Origin of the sequence: Megasphaera lornae, from assembly GCF_000214495.1 — a bacterium.
GTDB classification, from domain to species: domain Bacteria; phylum Bacillota; class Negativicutes; order Veillonellales; family Megasphaeraceae; genus Megasphaera; species Megasphaera lornae.
On record NZ_AFIJ01000004.1, the window covers coordinates 1 to 18,683 of the forward strand.

22 protein-coding genes are annotated in these 18,683 nt (G+C 44.9%); 20 read left to right on the forward strand and 2 right to left on the reverse strand.

Annotation, left to right across the window (positions count from 1 at the left end):
• The first annotated feature begins 59 nt into the window (after window positions 1-59).
• From HMPREF1039_RS00115 to HMPREF1039_RS00200, 19 genes are all read left to right on the forward strand, one after another.
• Entirely contained in the window at window positions 60-560 is a 501-nt protein-coding gene (locus tag HMPREF1039_RS00115) for a YceD family protein (protein WP_039891550.1), read from the forward strand.
• 29 nt (window positions 561-589) lie between these two features.
• A complete protein-coding gene (gene rpmF, locus HMPREF1039_RS07695; protein ID WP_007390367.1) occupies window positions 590-775 on the forward strand; it encodes a 50S ribosomal protein L32 in 186 nt (61 codons plus the stop codon).
• Window positions 776-908: 133 nt separating this feature from the next.
• Window positions 909-1,409 carry a crossover junction endodeoxyribonuclease RuvC gene (ruvC, locus tag HMPREF1039_RS00120; protein ID WP_007390381.1) on the forward strand — a complete coding sequence of 167 codons (501 nt, stop codon included), beginning with the start codon at window positions 909-911 and terminating at the stop codon, window positions 1,407-1,409.
• The gene (ruvA, locus tag HMPREF1039_RS00125) at window positions 1,406-2,008 is read left to right on the forward strand and encodes a Holliday junction branch migration protein RuvA (RefSeq protein ID WP_007390352.1); all 603 of its coding nucleotides are present in this window, start codon (window positions 1,406-1,408) and stop codon (window positions 2,006-2,008) included. The genes ruvC and ruvA overlap by 4 nt, the downstream gene beginning before the upstream one ends.
• A 2-nt stretch (window positions 2,009-2,010) precedes the next feature.
• A complete protein-coding gene (ruvB, locus tag HMPREF1039_RS00130) occupies window positions 2,011-3,027 on the forward strand; it encodes a Holliday junction branch migration DNA helicase RuvB (protein WP_007390387.1) in 1,017 nt (338 codons plus the stop codon).
• Window positions 3,028-3,065: 38 nt separating this feature from the next.
• On the forward strand, window positions 3,066-4,307 hold the full coding sequence (locus HMPREF1039_RS00135; protein WP_007390383.1) for a SpoIID/LytB domain-containing protein: 1,242 nt from the start codon (window positions 3,066-3,068) through the stop codon (window positions 4,305-4,307).
• Window positions 4,308-4,320: 13 nt separating this feature from the next.
• Window positions 4,321-5,340 (forward strand): tRNA preQ1(34) S-adenosylmethionine ribosyltransferase-isomerase QueA, encoded by a 1,020-nt coding sequence (gene queA / locus HMPREF1039_RS00140; protein ID WP_007390374.1) that lies wholly within the window; start codon window positions 4,321-4,323, stop codon window positions 5,338-5,340.
• Window positions 5,341-5,352: 12 nt separating this feature from the next.
• Window positions 5,353-6,459: a tRNA guanosine(34) transglycosylase Tgt gene (gene tgt / locus HMPREF1039_RS00145; protein ID WP_007390408.1), complete on the forward strand. Its 1,107-nt coding sequence runs from the start codon at window positions 5,353-5,355 to the stop codon at window positions 6,457-6,459.
• Window positions 6,460-6,686: 227 nt separating this feature from the next.
• Complete coding sequence (yajC, locus tag HMPREF1039_RS00150) at window positions 6,687-6,956, forward strand: preprotein translocase subunit YajC (protein WP_007390350.1); 270 nt, start codon at window positions 6,687-6,689, stop codon at window positions 6,954-6,956.
• Between the two features lie 4 nt (window positions 6,957-6,960).
• A complete protein-coding gene (locus tag HMPREF1039_RS00155; RefSeq protein WP_007390334.1) occupies window positions 6,961-7,530 on the forward strand; it encodes a 5-formyltetrahydrofolate cyclo-ligase in 570 nt (189 codons plus the stop codon).
• 24 nt (window positions 7,531-7,554) lie between these two features.
• The gene (gene secD, locus HMPREF1039_RS00160) at window positions 7,555-8,856 is read left to right on the forward strand and encodes a protein translocase subunit SecD (protein ID WP_007390340.1); all 1,302 of its coding nucleotides are present in this window, start codon (window positions 7,555-7,557) and stop codon (window positions 8,854-8,856) included.
• A complete protein-coding gene (secF, locus tag HMPREF1039_RS00165) occupies window positions 8,853-9,812 on the forward strand; it encodes a protein translocase subunit SecF (protein ID WP_007390344.1) in 960 nt (319 codons plus the stop codon). The genes secD and secF overlap by 4 nt, the downstream gene beginning before the upstream one ends.
• A gap of 86 nt (window positions 9,813-9,898) precedes the next feature.
• Window positions 9,899-10,222, forward strand: coding sequence for a hypothetical protein (locus HMPREF1039_RS00170; RefSeq protein ID WP_232217155.1), 324 nt, complete (start codon window positions 9,899-9,901; stop codon window positions 10,220-10,222).
• A 122-nt stretch (window positions 10,223-10,344) separates the two neighbouring features.
• Window positions 10,345-10,884, forward strand: a complete 540-nt coding sequence (locus HMPREF1039_RS00175) for a biotin transporter BioY (protein ID WP_007390397.1) — start codon at window positions 10,345-10,347, stop codon at window positions 10,882-10,884.
• Window positions 10,885-10,984: 100 nt separating this feature from the next.
• Window positions 10,985-11,692, forward strand: a complete 708-nt coding sequence (deoD, locus tag HMPREF1039_RS00180) for a purine-nucleoside phosphorylase (RefSeq protein WP_007390347.1) — start codon at window positions 10,985-10,987, stop codon at window positions 11,690-11,692.
• Window positions 11,693-11,706: 14 nt separating this feature from the next.
• Complete coding sequence (gene queD / locus HMPREF1039_RS00185; protein WP_007390337.1) at window positions 11,707-12,036, forward strand: 6-carboxytetrahydropterin synthase QueD; 330 nt, start codon at window positions 11,707-11,709, stop codon at window positions 12,034-12,036.
• Window positions 12,026-12,658, forward strand: coding sequence for a radical SAM protein (locus HMPREF1039_RS00190; protein ID WP_007390384.1), 633 nt, complete (start codon window positions 12,026-12,028; stop codon window positions 12,656-12,658). The genes queD and HMPREF1039_RS00190 overlap by 11 nt, the downstream gene beginning before the upstream one ends.
• A 145-nt stretch (window positions 12,659-12,803) precedes the next feature.
• Window positions 12,804-13,637: a pyridoxamine 5'-phosphate oxidase family protein gene (locus HMPREF1039_RS00195; RefSeq protein ID WP_007390395.1), complete on the forward strand. Its 834-nt coding sequence runs from the start codon at window positions 12,804-12,806 to the stop codon at window positions 13,635-13,637.
• Window positions 13,638-13,640: 3 nt separating this feature from the next.
• Window positions 13,641-14,648 carry a helix-turn-helix domain-containing protein gene (locus tag HMPREF1039_RS00200; RefSeq protein ID WP_007390356.1) on the forward strand — a complete coding sequence of 336 codons (1,008 nt, stop codon included), beginning with the start codon at window positions 13,641-13,643 and terminating at the stop codon, window positions 14,646-14,648.
• A 71-nt stretch (window positions 14,649-14,719) separates the two neighbouring features.
• Here the strand turns inward: HMPREF1039_RS00200 and HMPREF1039_RS00205 are convergent, their stop codons facing one another.
• Window positions 14,720-15,544 (reverse strand): Cof-type HAD-IIB family hydrolase, encoded by an 825-nt coding sequence (locus HMPREF1039_RS00205; RefSeq protein WP_007390407.1) that lies wholly within the window; start codon window positions 15,542-15,544, stop codon window positions 14,720-14,722.
• Between the two features lie 74 nt (window positions 15,545-15,618).
• On the opposite strand from HMPREF1039_RS00205, the gene HMPREF1039_RS00210 reads away from it, so the two are divergent.
• Window positions 15,619-17,127: a phosphohexomutase domain-containing protein gene (locus tag HMPREF1039_RS00210; RefSeq protein WP_007390412.1), complete on the forward strand. Its 1,509-nt coding sequence runs from the start codon at window positions 15,619-15,621 to the stop codon at window positions 17,125-17,127.
• A 381-nt stretch (window positions 17,128-17,508) separates the two neighbouring features.
• Here the strand turns inward: HMPREF1039_RS00210 and HMPREF1039_RS00215 are convergent, their stop codons facing one another.
• Window positions 17,509-18,420 carry a LysR family transcriptional regulator gene (locus HMPREF1039_RS00215; protein ID WP_007390357.1) on the reverse strand — a complete coding sequence of 304 codons (912 nt, stop codon included), beginning with the start codon at window positions 18,418-18,420 and terminating at the stop codon, window positions 17,509-17,511.
• Window positions 18,421-18,683: the final 263 nt, after the last annotated feature.

Below are 18,683 nucleotides of genomic sequence, written 5' to 3' on the forward strand. Positions count from 1 at the left end.
CATAAAATTATTGACAAAGGGTAGTGTGGTATATATAATAGTATAGTCGAGGTAGAATAATGAAACTACAAGTCGAAAGAGCATGCAAAGAAAAAGGCATATCCTTTTCTTTTCACTTTGAAGAACCGGCTGCCGGATTGGGAGATGTCACCGCTTTTCCCTGGCATGATGAACGAGTTCATGTAGAGGGAACGTATTGGTTTGATGGCCTGCATATTGTTGTTCAGGGCATTATACGGACCCGGGGGACATATACTTGCAGTCGTTGTTTGTTGCCGGTGTCGGTGAAGCGAGAAGCAACACTGTCTGAAATCTATGGTACAGAAGCAGAGCTTCCGGACGATGTATTGCCGTATGACGGGGAATACATCGATTTGACGGAGACTATTAGAGAAACTTTGATCCTGAGCGAACCTATGCAGGTTTTATGCCGTTCGACATGTGCCGGTTTATGTCCCGCATGTGGGGCGAATTTGAACGAAGAACACTGTAGTTGTCCTACCGACACGATCGATCCGAGACTGGCTGTCTTGGAGGAGTTGTTAAGGTCAAAGCACTAAACGTACCGTGATGTAAGGAGGTGCAAAGTATGGCAGTACCAAAAAATCGTTTATCACAAACACGTCAGAAAATGCGTCGTGCGAATTGGAAATTGAGTGTACCGGGATATGTAGAATGCCCGCAGTGTCATGAACCCGTAAGACCGCATCACGTATGCCCGACTTGCGGTTTTTACAAAGGTAAACAGGTTGTCAACAACACTACAGCTGAATAAGCATGTACGAATAAAAGAGTGTGCGGGAAGCACACTTTTTTTATTCGTACTGCGAACCGGCTGTTTTTATGTCGGATTGCTGTGATATAATAAAAAAATAAAGCTGTATTGCAGAAAGAGGGAGGAATGAAGGATGCGCGCATTAGGCATTGATCCCGGTACGGCTATTTGCGGTTTTGGCGTAGTCGATGCGCAGGGGAGCCGGTTACATCCGGTTACGTACGGGACGATTCGGACCTCCCCTGAAGATACGGATGCACAACGGTTAGTCATGTTGTTTAAAGGGCTCAAGGAATTATATGCGACGTATCAACCGGATGTAGTCGGCGTGGAACAGCTTTTTTTTAATCGTAATGTTACTACGGCTATTACTGTGGGCCAAGCCAGAGGGATTATTTTATTGACTGCGGAACAGGCGGGTATTCCTATTTTGGAATTTACTCCTTTACAGGTAAAACAAGGGGTTACGGGCTACGGTAGAGCGACGAAAGAACAGGTGACGGATATGACAATGCGGATTTTAGGGATTCGGGAGAAGATTAAGCCCGATGACGCTGCGGACGGACTGGCGATGGCTATTTATGCGGTTTATTCGCAGCATTCGCAGCGGTTAAAAAGGAAGGTTCAATTATGATCGGCTATATACGCGGGCCTGTAACCCGAATTTTTCATGAGTATTGTTTTATTGATGTACATGGTGTCGGGTATCGTATATATGCGCCGGCCGCTACGTTGGCGGCACTTGTACCGGAGCGGGAAACGACGCTGTTTACCTATATGCATGTACGGGAAGATGCGATCCTTTTATATGGGTTCGGTACCCAAGAGGAATATGATGTATTTATGTTATTAATCGGCGTGAGCGGTGTGGGCCCGAAGGTGGCGCTGGGGATTTTAAGTGCCGTAACACCGGAGGAATTTTGCGCAGCTGTACAGCGTAAGGATTTAAAGACGCTGACTCGTATGCCGGGAATCGGGAAAAAAGTCGGCGATCGAATTCTTTTTGAATTGCATGATAAAGTCGGTTCATTGCAGGGATGTATCCCCGATGGTGCGGAGAACGGGGCGGATATAGTTACAGGATCTCATACGGATGAGGCGGTAGAAGCGTTGCGCGGTTTGGGGTATAGTGAAAGTGAAGCGCAAACGGCAGTTGCATCGATACCCGGTAAGGACCTGAGTGTGGAAGAAAAAATTCGTCGCGCATTGCAAGTGCTGGGTAGGGGGCGGTGAATATGGAGGAAACGCGGCTTGTGGAAAATCATGATTTACCCAGTGACTCGTGGCAATATAGTTTGCGCCCTCACTATTTAAAAGAGTATATAGGACAGCAACAGGCAAAGCAAAATTTGGAAGTGTTCATAGGGGCGGCAAAGTTGCGGCAAGAAGCCTTGGATCATGTATTGTTATACGGTCCGCCGGGATTGGGAAAAACGACTTTGGCGGGAATTGTTGCCAATGAAATGAATGTGAGTTTGCGCATTACTTCCGGTCCGGCAATTGAACGTCCCGGTGACTTGGCGGCGCTTTTAACGAACTTGCAAGAGCGGGATGTGTTGTTTATTGATGAAATTCATCGTTTGTCGCACAGCGTGGAAGAAGTGCTGTATGCGGCTATGGAAGATTATGCCTTGGACATTGTAATCGGAAAAGGCCCGAGTGCCCGTTCTGTACGGATTGATTTGCCGCCGTTTACGTTAGTCGGCGCAACTACACAAGTCGGAAGGTTGGCCCCGCCTTTGCGGGATCGGTTCGGAGTCATTTGTCGTTTGGAATTTTATAAACCGGAAGAGTTGGTGTTGATTATTCAGCGTACGGCTACTATTTTAAATATTGCTATTGATGTTTCCGGCGCCATGGAAATAGCGCGACGTTCACGAGGGACACCGCGAATTGCGAATCGTTTATTGAAACGGGTGCGTGATTTTGCGCAAATGGCGGGAGAAACGTTTATTCATGAAACAATGGCGGCTTCCGCGTTGACACGTTTGGAAGTGGATTCTTGCGGTTTGGACAGAACGGATCGCAAGGTGTTGGAAATTATTATTGAAAAATTTGCCGGCGGCCCTGTCGGTTTGGATACGATTGCTGCGGCTATCAGTGAATCGGTAGATGCGGTGGAAGATGTATATGAGCCGTTTTTGATGCAGCAGGGATTTTTACATCGTACGCCGCGCGGTCGCGTGGTGACCGAGGCCGCCTATCGACATTTGGGATTACCCCTGCCGCAAGAGGTGTCTCATCACGTGTAGAACAACGGGCGTATAGAAACTGCAGAATAGGGGGATATATGCAAGTAATACACAAAATTAGTATCGGTATCGTATTTTTCTTGGGGTGTGTCGGGGTATTGAGCGCGGCTGCATCCGGTCCCGGCATTCCTATTCGGGTGGGCATTCGCGAAGGACGGAATGCGATTTCGCTGGTAAGTGCGGGCGGCTTGGAGATTTTTTCTAAGGGAAATTTGTGGAAAACGGTGGCGCCTCATATGCCCGTAACGATTTCGTATGTTGATAATATGTTTTCTATAGACGGCAGCAGCTTGGAAGGACCCGTTTCGTTTCAGCCTGCACGATATCAGGGAACGGTACGAATTACAGACGGTTATACTTATCGCGGCATGCTGGAATGTATAAAAACGCCCGGTCGGGAAGGCATGACGTTGGTCAATGTAGTACCTTTGGAATATTATTTATATGGCGTAGTAGGTAAAGAAATGTCGCCTTCCTGGAATTTGGAGGCATTAAAGGCGCAAGCAGTGGCGGCACGGACTTATGCGATTACGCATAAAAATTCGTATGGAACTCGCGGGTTTGACGTGACGGATGACACCCGCAGTCAAATGTATGGCGGCGTAAACGGAGAATCCCCGTCCGTATTGCGGGCGGTAGATGAAACGAACGGGGAAGTGCTGTTTTATGGAAATAAAGTAATTGATGCACTGTTTTGTTCTACCGCCGGCGGTTGGACGGAAAACAGTGAGAATGTTTGGGGCAAAGCTTACGGATATTTACGCGGGGTTCCGGATTTCAGTGAAGCGATGCCGGCATATCGGTGGCAACTTTCGCTTACGCCGGAGCGCTTGGCTGCAGTATTAAAAGCAACGGGAAGGAATGTGGGCGACGTAACCGGCATATTGTTATCTCCGTTACAACGTCGTCCTATGAGTGTTTCTGATCGCGGTATATCCGGCAGAGTACGTTCCTTAGTGATTATCGGCACGGAAGGAAAAGTTACGCTAAGCGGCAATGCGTTTCAGTCTCTTTTGTCTTTAAAAAGTACTTTATTTGATGTGTATGACGGACAAGGGCTGTTACCGGATCCGGATCGCAGCAGCGTACAACGGGAAACGTTGTTTTCTGTCACCAAGGGCGTGCCTTTTGTGGTCTACGGGTTCGGTTGGGGACATGGCTTGGGAATGAGTCAGTATGGCGCATATCAAATGGCTTTGTCCAATAAGGGGATAAAAAATTATTATCGTCAAATATTATCCCATTATTATACAGGTACACGGATTGAACAGTTGTATTAGAAAGAGGTCTATTTTGAAACTTAGTGATTTTTCTTATGAATTACCGAAGGAATTAATTGCACAACATCCGGCAGAACCGCGAGATCATGCGCGGTTAATGGTATATGATAAAATAACCGGTGCCGTAGCGCATCGATATTTTTATGATTTAGCGGCGGAGCTGCATAAAGGGGATGTCTTGGTTTTTAATGATTCTCGCGTTATTCCGGCACGATTACATGGAAAAAAAAAGGAAACGGGCGGTAAAGTGGAAGTGTTGCTGCTTACCCCGGTAGGGGAGGATTGTTGGGAAGTGCTGGTTAAACCCGGAAAAAAAGCATTGCCCGGAACGACAATAGAATTTTCTTCCCGTTTATGCGCGACGGTAAAAGAAAGAACCGATTTCGGCGGTCGTATTGTGCAATTTCATTACGACGGGGTGTTTGATGAAATTTTGGATCAAATCGGAGAAATGCCGTTGCCGCCTTATATTCATGAAAAAATGAAGAATCCCGATGAATATCAGACCGTATACGCACGAGAACGGGGATCGGCGGCGGCACCGACGGCAGGCTTGCATTTTACCCGAAATTTAATGGAAAAAATACGCGCTAAAGGTGTGGAAACGGTGTTTGTCACTTTGCATGTAGGGTTGGGAACGTTTCGTCCCGTTGAGGAAGAAAATGTGGAAGACCATGAAATGCATAGTGAGTTTTACAGTGTTACGCCGGCAGCGGCGGCGGCCGTCAATCGGGCAAAAGCGGAGGGCCGTCGGGTGGTTGCAGTAGGGACCACTTCGATTCGCACGTTGGAAAGTGCCGGAAAAGAAGGTGTCGTACAGGCTGGCAGCGGATGGACCGATATTTTTATTTATCCGGGTTATACCTATCGTATCGCCGATGCATTGGTGACTAATTTTCATTTACCCGAATCGACATTGCTGATGTTAATTAGCGCTATGTCGAAGCGGGAAAAGATTTTACAGGCCTATCGGATTGCGGTTGCGGAAGGATATCGTTTTTTCAGTTTCGGCGATGCTATGTTTATTCGATAAGGAGGCGCGACATTGGTCATTCGATATGAATTACAGGCGGAATGTGACGGGGCCAGAGCCGGGTTGCTTCATACGCCGCACGGTACATTTAAAACACCTATGTTTATGCCTGTAGGAACACAGGCGACGGTAAAGACGCTGACGCCGGAAGAATTATACGCCATGGGGGCGCAAATTATTTTGAGCAATACGTATCATTTATTTTTACGTCCCGGGGAAGAATTGATTCGACAGGCCGGCGGTTTACATGCATTTATGCATTGGCAACAACCGATTTTAACAGACAGCGGCGGTTTTCAAGTATTCAGTCTTGGACAAATGCGAAAAATTACAGAAGATGGAGTAACTTTTCGGTCTCATTTGGACGGATCGCGGAAATTTCTTTCTCCGGAAGTATCGATGGATGTGCAAATGGCATTAAATTCCGACATTGCTATGGCTTTTGATGAATGTATTCCCTATCCTTCCGACTATGATTATACTTCGCAGTCTACTGCGCGAACTTCTCGTTGGGCACAACGTTGTTTACAACATCATCACAGTCCTACACAAGGTCTTTTCGGCATTGTACAGGGAGGGATGTATAAAGATTTGCGGGCTCGCAGTTGTGCGGAGTTGGTGGCTATGGATTTTGACGGGTACGGTATTGGCGGGTTGAGCGTGGGAGAAGAAAAGTCGTTGATGTATGATATTTTGGAATATACCGTGCCATTGCTGCCGAAACATAAAGCCAGATATTTAATGGGTGTTGGAACGCCCGACTGCTTGCTGGAAGGAGTGGCTCGCGGCGTCGATATGTTTGACTGTGTATATCCTACGAGAGTGGCGCGAAACGGTATGGCTATGACGAAAACGGGAAGACTAACCGTACGTAATGCGAAATATGCGGCGGACTTTGTACCTATAGAAGAAAATTGTGATTGTTATACCTGTCAAAATTATACGCGCGCGTATATTCGGCATCTTTTTAAAGCAGAAGAATTATTGGCCTATCGGCTGGTGAGCATTCATAATTTACATTTTTTATTGCATTTTATGAGAGATTTGCGTCAATCTATTGTAGACGGAACTTTCCGAGAATTTTGCCGGCAATTTCGGCGTGTGTATCGGGACCGGTAGCGAATGCGGGAAGAGAACGAATAAAAACGGCCGGATACGGTTGATTTTGCATAGTGAAAAAGCGTATTATATAATGAGGAATGTGCGGATAGTCAAAGAGTGGTTACATTCGTGTTATCAATCGCGTCAATAATACGGGTACAGTATAGTAGCGATGGCAGGTCTTGCAGCATATTCCCGAATCTTTTATATACGCATTGAGAAATATAGGAGGTGAAAACCGTATTATGAATATGTTGAACCAGGCACAACAATTTTGGCCGCTTATTATTATGATCGTCATTTTTTACTTTTTGTTATGGCGACCGCAGAAAAAGCAACAACGACGTCGACAAGAAATGATGAACAGCCTGAAAGTAGGTGCAAAAATTATTACTGCCGGCGGTATTTATGGCGTTGTTACCGCTACTAAGGAAGATGTTGTGGAAATTCGCATTGCTGAAAAAGTGGAAATTAAAATTTCTCGCAGTGCTGTCAGTCAAGTAGTGGGATCGTAATAAGGTGAAAGCGACTTACAAAAATTTTATCAGAACGGTTATGAAAAGCCGCTTGGCTAATATGGGGCAGGAGAGGCAAGCTGTAGACAGTCAAACGATTTGTCAACGGTTATGTCGCCTTTCTGCGTATCATAAGGCACAGCGGCTCATGATTTTTTTAGCCTGCTCCGGAGAAGTGCAACTGGACAGGTTGGCGGTGCAGGCGCGACATGACGGCAAAGAAGTATGGGTTCCCCGTTGTAGGCAGGGCGGTTTTATGGAAGCCGTGCCGTTGTTTTCCTTGCAGCGGACGGTAAAGGGACTCTATGGGATTCGAACGGTAGCGGACGAAATACCGGCCGTGACGAAAACTCCCGATCTTATTATTGTGCCGGGATTGGCGTTTGATCGACACGGTCGAAGATTGGGACGTGGCGGCGGTTACTATGATCGGTTTTTGCGTTCGTATCCGGAAGCGGTACGTATCGGTGTCGCATGGGATTGCCAAATCATGGCGCAAGTGCCTGTTTCCGGCTGGGACCGGCGAATGGATGCCGTATTGACGCCCCGTCGTTATTGGCAGGCAGAAAAATAAAATAACCCGGAGGGGGGAAATGTATTGCAAACTCGTAATATAATTAAGTTTTTTGTGGCGGTCGTGATTATTTTGGCGGCATTTTTTACACTTGTTTTTCCGCCGGCAAAATCCATGCGACAAGGTACGGTATTGCCGTTTGCAGTGGTCAAACCATTCCCGGATTCAATTAAACAGGGGTTGGATTTGCAGGGCGGTACACATATTGTGTTGGAAGCGGAAGATTCGCCGGGAGCACCGGTAACGGAAGATTCGTTAAAACGAGCCGTGTCGATTATTGAACGTCGTATTAATGAAATGGGCTTGACCGAACCGTTGGTACAGCAAGAAGGTGCGAAACGTATTATTGTGGAATTGCCGGGAGAAAAAAATCCTGAAAAGGCGATTGAAACGATTGGGAAAACGGCGGTTATGGAATTTAAAGATGAAAACGGCGATACGCATTTGACCGGTAAAGATTTAAAAACGGCTAAAGAAGAAATTGATAATGGCCATAAAAATGTGGTAGCCATTGAATTTACGGATGAAGGGGCCAAAAAATTTGCCGATTTGACCGGAGCCAATGTGGGACATCATATTGCTATATTACTGGACGGTAAGGTGTTGACCAATCCTGTCGTTAATGAACCGATTACCGGCGGCAAAGCGGTTATTACGGGCAGTAAAACCTTGGAAGAAGCTAAAAATTTGGCCGTTTTATTGCGTTCCGGGGCGTTGCCGGTAAAATTGAAAGTCATGGAAGTACGAACTATCGGTCCCAGTTTAGGACAAGATTCAAAAATGAAGAGTGAAAAAGCCTTTACCATCGGTATTATTTTAATTATGATATTCCTTATTGCGGTCTATCGTATTGCCGGTATTGTGGCGAACTTGGCCTTGTTGGTGTATGTTGTCATCTTATTGGGACTGTTGAAATATTTGGATGCGACGTTGACCCTGCCCGGCATTGCGGGGATTATTTTATCTATGGGATTTGCGGTGGATGCGAATATTTTAATATTTGAACGATTTAAAGAAGAAGTGTTGATCGGTAAAAGTTTGCGTTCTTCTATGGAAGCGGGATTTAAGCGTGCGTTCAGTACTATTTTGGATGCCAATGTTTCCGTTATGATTGCGGCGATTGTATTAATGGTTATGGGCTCGGGAACGGTTAAAGGATTTGCCGTCAACTTGGCATTGGGGATTATTGTCAGCATGTTTACGGCGATTGTGATCAGTCGTTCTTTATTGACCTGGTTTATTAATACGGGACTGGTAAGCAATCCGAGATGGTACGGTTTGAATCGGCCTGTACCGGAACACTTGAAAAAGGGGGGACGAAAATGAGTTTTGATATAGTGAAGCACAGAAAATGGTGGTTCTCGCTTTCAGCCATTTTAGTCCTTTTAAGTTTAATTTCTATTTTTGTGCATGGCTTTAATTTCGGGATTGATTATACGGGCGGTACTATTTTGGATATGCAGTTTAAACAAGAGGTAACTGTGGCACAAGTGCGAACCGTAGTTGATCACTCTTCTATAAAATTGGGAAACACCGTTATTCAGCTTTCCGGCGTGACGGATCAAAGCGCTTCGAAAGAAGTGATGTTGCGTATGCGCAATTTGACGACGGAAGAAAGCAAAACGGTGGCCCAAGAACTGAATGATAAATTGGGCGGCGCGGAAGTAAAACGGACGGAATCTGTCGGTGCGGTTATCGGTTCGGAAGTTACTAAAAATGCGATTTTGAATTTGGCCGTCGCATTTATTGTTTTGGCCGCATATATTTCGTTTCGTTTTGAATATAAGATAGCCGTATCGGCGATTATTTCTATTTTACATGATTTAATCATGGTGCTGGGTGTGTTTTCCTTTTTCCACTTAGAAATTGACGCATCATTTTTAGCCGCTATTTTAACGGTCATCGGGTATTCTATGAATGAAGCGGTGGTTATTTTTGATCGGGTGCGGGAAAATACGCGTACTCATCGGCGAACGGATTCGTATGAAAAACTTGCACATGACAGCATTGTGCAGAACATTCACCGCAGTTTTTATACCTTGGCGACCGTATTGTTCGCTTGCGGCGCTTTGCACTTTTTTGGCGGGGAATCGACTAAAAACTTTTCCCTTGTCATGCTTATCGGGTTTATTAGCGGGGCGTATTCGTCTATTTGTGTGGACACGTCTTTATGGGTGGTATGGAAAAATCATGTTAACGGTAAACGCGGTATGCAGCCTTTGAAACCTAAACACGTAGAAGAAGAAACTTACGAAGAATTTGAAGAAATTGAAGAAGAATAAATGAATGCGGAAAGAGCGGGACGGAATATGGTGCAGTGTTTCATCTCGGTCTTTCCGCTTTTTTTTACGTAAAGGGGAAGCGGATTATGTGGAAAAAATTATGGATGCTGCTTGTTTTATTGATCGGTATACCGTCCTATATTTTAGCTGTCGGTGCGGTTACGCCCGACGGCTATTGTCGCGGTATTTATTTAGCGGGAAAAGTAAAGGTGGTTCCGTATCATGGGGATTTGCGGGTAAAAGTAGTGGGGTCTTTTCCCGATTTGCGAGTACAACGGGTGCGCAGCTTTCCGCAGCACGTGGGAGAATGGCAATATGTGGAATATGGACAAGATTTTACAATTCAATACGTAGAGGTCTTTCCCGATTTGCGTATTCAATTTGTGCGGGCTTTTCCCGGCGTCGTGTAGGCGGTACCGGCGGAAAAAAACGGGAAAAAGCTTTTATGTAAACCGTTTATGTTGATTGGAGTTGACAAAGCGCTCCCATTTTGTTATACTGCAAACAGTAATGACAGAGGAGGAGAAAATTCGTGCAAGATTCAGTGCGTACGCGATCATTAACCGGGATGGCTTTGTTAGTGGCGTTGAATTGTATTTCCGCTTATATTATCATTCCCTTACCGTTTACAGAGTCGCCGTTGGCATTACAAACGTTGGTAGTGAATCTGGTCGGCTTTTTATTACCGACTAAAAAAGCCGGTACGGTTATGGCGGTATATATTTTGTTGGGGCTTATCGGGATACCGGTATTTACCGGCGGAACTGCCGGTTTCGGTAAAATGTTCGGTCCTACCGGCGGATATATATGGGGATTTTTAGTGGCGGCGGTTTTAATTTCGTATTTTAAAGGGAAGCAGTATCATTTTAAGCGGTATGGAGCGGTCAGCATCGGCATAGGAATTCCCGTGATTTATATTATGGGAGCGGTACAATTGCAGGCGGTAACTCATATGCCTTGGATACATGTCGTTGCTATCGGCGTATTGCCGTTTATTCCGCTGGATATTGTAAAATGTCTGGCTGCGGCCGGTATTGCCGGTGCGGTTAAGCGCAGAATGACGGTGTCATAAAACGAAGACGTATTTGGGGGTACGGTAAAAGTATGGTATAATACATACGAAGCGGACTTGCTTTCGCAAGTCCGCTGTTTTTTTAAAAGGAGGTATCATTATGAGTTTACATATAGCGGCTTCTGCGGGAGAAATTGCGGAAACCGTATTATTGCCGGGCGATCCTCTGCGTGCCGAGTATATTGCGAAAACATTTTTGAAAGACGCGAAGTGCTATACAAAAGTACGCAATATGTTCGGGTATACGGGCACCTATAAAGGAAAAAAGATTTCTGTACAGGGAACGGGTATGGGGATTCCTTCCATTTCTATTTATGTCCATGAATTAATTCGGGACTATGGGGCAAAAACACTTATTCGGGTAGGGACTTGCGGCGCCATGCGGAGTGATATTCATTTGCGTGAAGTGATTATTGCACAGGGCGCGACGACGGATTCGAGTATTATTCAAAATATTTTCGGACCTTCCATTCAATTCGCTCCCTTGGCCGATTTCGAGGTCTTGCGGACGGCTTATGAAAAAGCGGTGCAGGAACATATTCCCGTACGAGTGGGAAATGTTATTTCCGTTGATCGGTTTTATGATGAAGAAATAAATAATGAAAAATTGACACAATATGGAATTATGGCAGTAGAAATGGAAACGGCGGGTTTATATGTGGCGGCGGCGAAATATGGCGTTTCGGCATTAGGGTTGTTTACGGTCAGTGATCATTTGCTTACCAAGGAAGCTTGTACGGCGGAAGAACGACAACTTTCTTTCAATGATATGATTCGCATTGCCTTGGAAACGGCCGCAGCGGTATAAGGAGGCCCCGTTTTATGTATACTGTACGAAAACGACTGGAAATTTCAGCTGCGCACCATTTACAGTTGGACTATGAAAGTAAATGTACGCATTTGCATGGACACAATTGGATTATTTATGTCACCTGCCAAGCGGAAACCTTGGATAAAAACGGCATGGTCATTGATTTTAAGCAGATTAAAGAATTGGTACATGCCAAGATGGATCATCAAGATTTAAATGAGATTTTTTCGTTTAATCCGACGGCAGAAAATATAGCCAAATGGATTTGCGACACGGTTCCTCATTGTGTAAAAGCGGAAGTGCGGGAAAGTGAGGGAAATGTAGCCGTTTATGAAAAATAAGTTGTATGTGAATGAACTATTCAACAGTATTGACGGAGAAGGTCGGCGAGCCGGTGAGCTCGCCTCTTTTATTCGGTTATGCGGATGTAATTTACGGTGCTCGTATTGTGATACAACCTATGCTTTTACCGAGGGAACTCCGATGGCGGTCGAGGAGATCCTGTCGCAGCTTCGGTACAGGAATATTACGCTTACCGGCGGCGAACCGTTGTTACAGGATGTTCATCTGTTGTTGCAACGATTACAGGACAGGGATGTGAATATAGAAACAAATGGCAGTGTTTCTATCAGACCTTATTTATCTTATTCTCATGTTTGGTTTACGGTGGATTATAAAAGTATTTCTTCAGGCATGACAACGGCTATGAAAGAAGAAAATTTTCAACTTTTACGACCGCAAGATGTGTTGAAATTTGTCGTCGGCACACACGCGGATTTAGAACAGGCCCGAAAAATATGCGCGTATTTTAACCCTTCCTGCCCCATATACATCAGCGCCGTATTTGCGGCTATAGAGCCGAAAGAAATTGTGGCGTATATGGAAGCGTACCGATTGATGAATTGGCGACTGCAGTTGCAGTTGCATAAATATATTTGGCCGCCGACGGCACGGGGCGTATAACCGGTGAACGAAACAGGTCCGGGACGGGGCGAGCATCGGCAGGCTTCACGCTGCGTCCTTGCTTTTTTTTATTGACAATTCATATCGATGTATTCATAATAAAACTACAGTAGTAGTAAGAATCTATGGGAAAAGAGGGAGTAATATGGCTAATACACTATTTATGTATGAAGGAGAACACGCACAGCGTGTAGCTTGCATGATGAGTAGTATTGTTTGCATGGGGCGCTATGTGAAAATTGGCTCGAATATTGCTATGACACCGTATGCAAGACTGGTTTTGGTAATAGAAGAAAGCGATTTGGCGAATCCGGGATTGTTGACGTTACCGGAAAAACATCCGCAATGGCTGGGGTTGGTTTTGGTAGGCGAAACCCCGGAAAAAATGATGAATATTCCTGATTTGGGAGAATTTTCGTTTACCGCTTTTGTGGATCGTAAGGTATTGGATCAAGATGCTATTGTGGCGGGAGAAGGATTGGCACGGGCTGTTCGGACAAAACATACGAATGATCCGGAGGTGTTAAAAGCGATAGAAGACTTTTTGCATCACCATAATACGGGAGCCTTGGCAACCGGATGGGGAGAAGCGGTACATTCCACGCCGATTGAATATATTTATCATCAGGGAAAACTATATATTTTCAGTGAAGGCGGCAGAAAATTCGCCTATTTATATCGCAATCGCCATGTCAGTATGTCTATTTTTGATCCGTTTACAGGGTTTAAAACAATTGCCGGGTTGCAATTGGACGGTACGGTTCGCTTTATTGAACCCGGTGATGCGGAATACGACGGGATTGCGGCGGCCCGGGGGATAGCCAAAGAACGGTTGGATAAAATGGCGGTTATGTTGCATGTTATTGAAATTACACCGCATAAAGCGCATTTCTTGTGGGGGGAATTCGGAAAGCGGGGAAAGGCGCCTACACAAGTGTATACGTTCCCCGGTTCTCCGCGCGAGCAGGACGGAGAGTAATACATGGCGGCAAAAAAAGACGGAATCAAAAGGTCTTATAAAGAAGGCAGGAAACATAAGGAAACCATGAAGGGCATGAATGACATGCGCTTGATTGAAGAAACGAAAGAGCGTACTGTTGTTTCTTTTGAAAATGAAGAAGGAAAAGTTATTTTGACTCGTTGCCCCATATTTCCGGGGGTGGATATTCTTTATATAGATGCGCATATTGAGTGCTTTTCTTTTTGTGCACCGCCGGTGCCGCATGTGTTTGCTATTAATCATTGCGAAGAAGGACGGGTGGAATGCCAATTTAATAATGGCGAATACTTGTATATGGGACATGGAGATATGTCCATCAGTTGGCGAGACCACCATGAATATTGTCATACCGCCTTTTTTCCTTCCGCTTTTTATCGCGGGCTGTCCATGAAGATTTCCGTACCGCAGGCGGAACCTTGTATTCGACAATTATTGGGAGAGCCGCAGTTTGATTTGGGGGCGTTGTGTAACCGGTTTTGTAAGAATGCCGCTTTTGGAATGATTATGGAAGCGACCCCGAATATGGAACATTTATTTTACGAATTGTATCATGTGCCCGAGTCGATTCACCTTCGCTATTCCCGCTTGAAAGTATTGGAAGTACTGTTGTTTTTGGGAACGTTGGATACGGAGTTTGAAGAGAAACGAATTTATTTGACCAAAAGTCAGGTGGATATTGTGAAAGCGGTACATAACAGTTTGACGGAGAATATGCAGCAGCATGTAACTATTGATGATTTGGCAAAAAAATACGGCATTGCCCCGACTACTTTGAAACGTTGTTTTAAAAGTGTGTATGGCAGTACTATCGGACAATATATTAAAGATTTTCGCATTGCTATAGCCAAGCGATTATTGGAAACTACGGATGCGAGTATTTTGGCTATTGCCAATCAGGTGGGATATGAAAACAGCAGTAAATTCTCTGTCGCTTTTAAAAAAGTAACCGGCGCCTTGCCTAAAGATTATAGAAAAAATTTTCAGCAATAGCGGCGGAAAGATACGCGTCGTATACTAACAAAGAGTGTGCCTTTTGTGTCGGCAAAGGGCACACTCTTTGTTCAGCGGGAGAGAATAAATCGTTCTATTGCTTCTCCTACGGCGCCTTCGTTATTGTCGGCGTCCGTAATAACCTTGCAATAAGGGCGGATTTTCGGATTCAGATTATGTACGCCGATTCCGAGTCCCGCCGCTTGCAACATTTCTATGTCATTAATATTATCTCCTATAGCCAGGGTCTGCGCGGCATCAATTCCCAAGAGCGTCGCCAGACGCAATAAGCCGGTTCCTTTATTTTCATGTGCCGGCAAAAATTCCAAGTAGCGATTACTGGAAAAAGTAATATCTATGCCGTGTAAGAGAGGCTTCATTTCTTCGTAAATATGTTGGAGTACATGCGGATCGGTATGGGTAATAATCAGTTTGGCAATTTCTTCATGGTGCCGAAGAAAGGCTAAGTCGGCGGCGTCGGTGATTATGTACGACATGCGACCGTGGAGAAACGCTTTTTCGTCCGGCGTAAGTCCGCGCAAGTATACATGTTCACGCGTATAAATGTGTTGACATAAATTATATTTTATGGCGAATTGATACAGTGTATCGGCGAGCGCGAAGGGAAGCGGCCGCCAATATAGAGAGCGACAGTTTCGATTTTCCGTAATACAGGAGCCGTTGAAAGAGATGACATATTGGTCGGCACAGTTATATAAATCCAAGATTTTCAATATTTTTTCGATAGAACGAAAGCCCCGTCCCGTACAGGGAACAAAATAGACGCCGCGGGCAGTCGCTTCTTTAATGGCGGTAATATTGCGTTGGCAAATAGAGGCATCCGTATTCAGAAGGGTTTCATCCATATCGCAAGCAATGAGTTTATATTGTTTCATGAAGACCGGTCCTTTCTTGTGTTTTCGGATAATTTCCAGTACTATAGATAGTATAGCGTATATAGGAGGCGAACATGAGTTATACATATGAATTTTTAAAATTACAAAACGGCAGTGATATTCGCGGGGTTGCCGTGGCGGGCGTACCTTCGGAAGAAGTTACCTTAACGCCGGCAGCGGTAGAAAAAATAGGCGCCGCGTTTGTTCGTTTTTTGCGGTCGCACCGTTGCGAAGAAAAAAAATCGTTGCGCATTGCTGTCGGACATGATTCCCGTATATCGGCAAATGTTTTGGAAAAAGCCGTAGTACAAGGATTGTGCGCACAGGATGCGACCGTGTTTTTGTGCGGCCTGGCTTCGACGCCGGCTATGTTTATGAGTACGGTTTTTGAAGATATGAAAATGGATGGCGCTATTATGATTACGGCCAGTCATTTACCTTATAATCGCAACGGGTTGAAATTTTTTACGCGACAAGGCGGATTGGAAAAAGAAGAGATTAAAGAAATTTTGCGGGCCGCCGCCCGGTCGGAGCGCATAGAAAAAAAGACCGACAGCCGGGTTTACCCGCTGGCTTTGATGCCCGCATATGCCGCGTATTTACGTAAAAAAATAGCGACCGGACTGGGGTGTTCCGAAGCCGACCGGCCTTTGCAACATATGCATATTGTCGTGGATGCCGGGAACGGCGCGGGAGGATTTTTTGCCGAACAAGTATTGGCACCTTTAGGCGCCGATATAGAAGGAAGCCGTTTCTTGGAACCGGACGGCATGTTTCCGAATCATGTGCCCAATCCGGAAGCGAAAGCAGCTATGGCCGCTATTCAACAGGCGGTTCGGGACAGTCATGCGGATTTGGGACTGATTTTTGATACCGATGTGGATCGCATGAGTGCCGTATTACATGACGGGGAACCCATTAATCGAAATAAGTTAATTGCCATGATGGCCGCAATTTTGGCACCGCAATATGCGGGCAGTACTATTGTAACAGATTCTGTTACATCTGACGAATTGACCGCCTTTTTGGAAGACACGCTGCATTTGGTACATCATCGGTATAGGCGGGGGTATAAAAATGTCATTAATGAATGCATTCGCCTAAATGATGCGGGAACGGTATCTCCCTTGGCTATAGAGACCTCGGGGCACGGAGCTTTAAAAGAAAATTATTATTTGGATGACGGCGCGTATTTAGCTGTCAAATTGATTGTCGCCGTTACAGCGGCCAAAGAAGCGGGCAAGGATTCGGCGCACTATATTGCCGCCTTGAAAGAACCGTTGGAAAGTTGTGAATATCGCTTAGCTATCAGGGAAACGGATGATGCCCCGGGGTACGGTAAATTGGTATTGGCCGTATTGAAACAGCGGGCGGAAGAAATCGGGATTCATGCGGCTGAACCTTCTTATGAAGGGGTACGACTGCTGTTTGACCATGGATGGGCTTTATTACGAATGTCTTTACATGATCCGCAGATGCCGTTGAATTTGGAAAGTCGAAAAGTCGGCGGCTGCCGGGAAATGGGGAAAATTATAAAATCGTTACTGAAAGGGTTTGCGTATTTAGATGTAAGCGAATTATAGAACGTTGGGTAAAGGGGTGTCGTATTAGGTACGGCACCTTGTTTTTTCATTTTTTAACGGTAAATAAGAGGGACTGCGGAAGAAAGCGGATGGGGGAGCGGAAATTTTATTTAAGTTTCCTAAGAAAGGGCGCTTGTGAAATATAAAACAAACGAAAAAGAGTATCAATGTTAAAATGAATAGGGAATAAATTTGAAATTTGCCATATATAACACGCCGGTTAGGGGACATTCGGGAAAAGATATTGAAAAAATAAAAAAGCCGTTTAAACGGCTTTTTTGAGAGATTCGGTGAGAGGAAGTTTGCGAAAGATATATCGCCCGTATGCGTGCACTTCAACAAGCGACGTATACGGGCGATGTCAGTGTAGTACGGCGCGGTTTATAAATTAGAAATAACGCGGGATTTATTACGGACAAAATCCAACCATAATTGTGCCGCATGAGATAAATAATGGCCGCGTTTCCAAATGACATATACGACATGCATGATTTCCGGATCCGTAAGAGGACGGACGACTACGGATTCCGTTGTACGCGGATTGGTTTCCCGTGTCGGGCAGAGACGGCTGGGTAATAAGGCTACGCCTAAATTTGCCACTACGGTTTGGATCATTAAATCACGTTGACTGGTTTCAAAAACAATTTTAGGCTGGAAGCCTATTTTTTTGCATTGCTGAATGATTTCATCATGCAAATTAAAGTCGTCCCGATAGAGAACCAGCGATTCATTTGCCAATTGTTTTAAAGAAATGTGCTTTTCTTTGCTTAAGGGATTGTCGCGATGAATAATGACATTCATCGGATCTTGGGTAAGAAAAAACGATTCGAATTCTTTTTCTTTCGGTTGGGTGCAGACAATGCCCAAGTCGATTAATCCTTCTTGGACACTGACTTCGACTTTTTTCGAACCGTGTTCGTAGAGATCCAACTCAATTTGAGGATATTCCTGCTTGAAAGCGCCTAAGAGATTGGCGAAAATCGGGGCTCCTGTAATAGGCGGTAAGCCGATCAAAACGGTACCTTGTTCCAATTTGAATTCGTTTTCAAAATCGGTTTTCAAATGTTCGAACATGAAAACTACCCGTTTGGCATGAGAAAGGAAAATTGTTCCTGCATCTGTTAATTCCACCGCTTTCGCGTTTCGCATGAAAAGAACGACGCCCAGCTCTTCTTCCAGGGCTTTGATCGTGCGACTGATGGCGGATTGTGAAATATGAAGGGTACGGGCTGCTTTACTGAATGATTTTTTGTCGGCGACTTCGACAAAGTATTTCAGATGATGGAAATCCATAGTAACACCTCCTGCATAAATAGATACCCGAACGGTATACGTTTACAAAATAGCACAGAGTAATGACTAAAATAGCAAGGACTTTCTATTGAATTTACCCCTATTAAGGAATATAATTATTTTGTAAGAAAGTTACAAAGTAGTTCGACTATGTTTAGTTCGAACAAAAGGATACTTGCCATGTGCTATGGTAATGCTATAGTATATAGTATTACACATTTGCCATAATAGCAATACCTTTTTTGAATATTATCTGTGTTTTT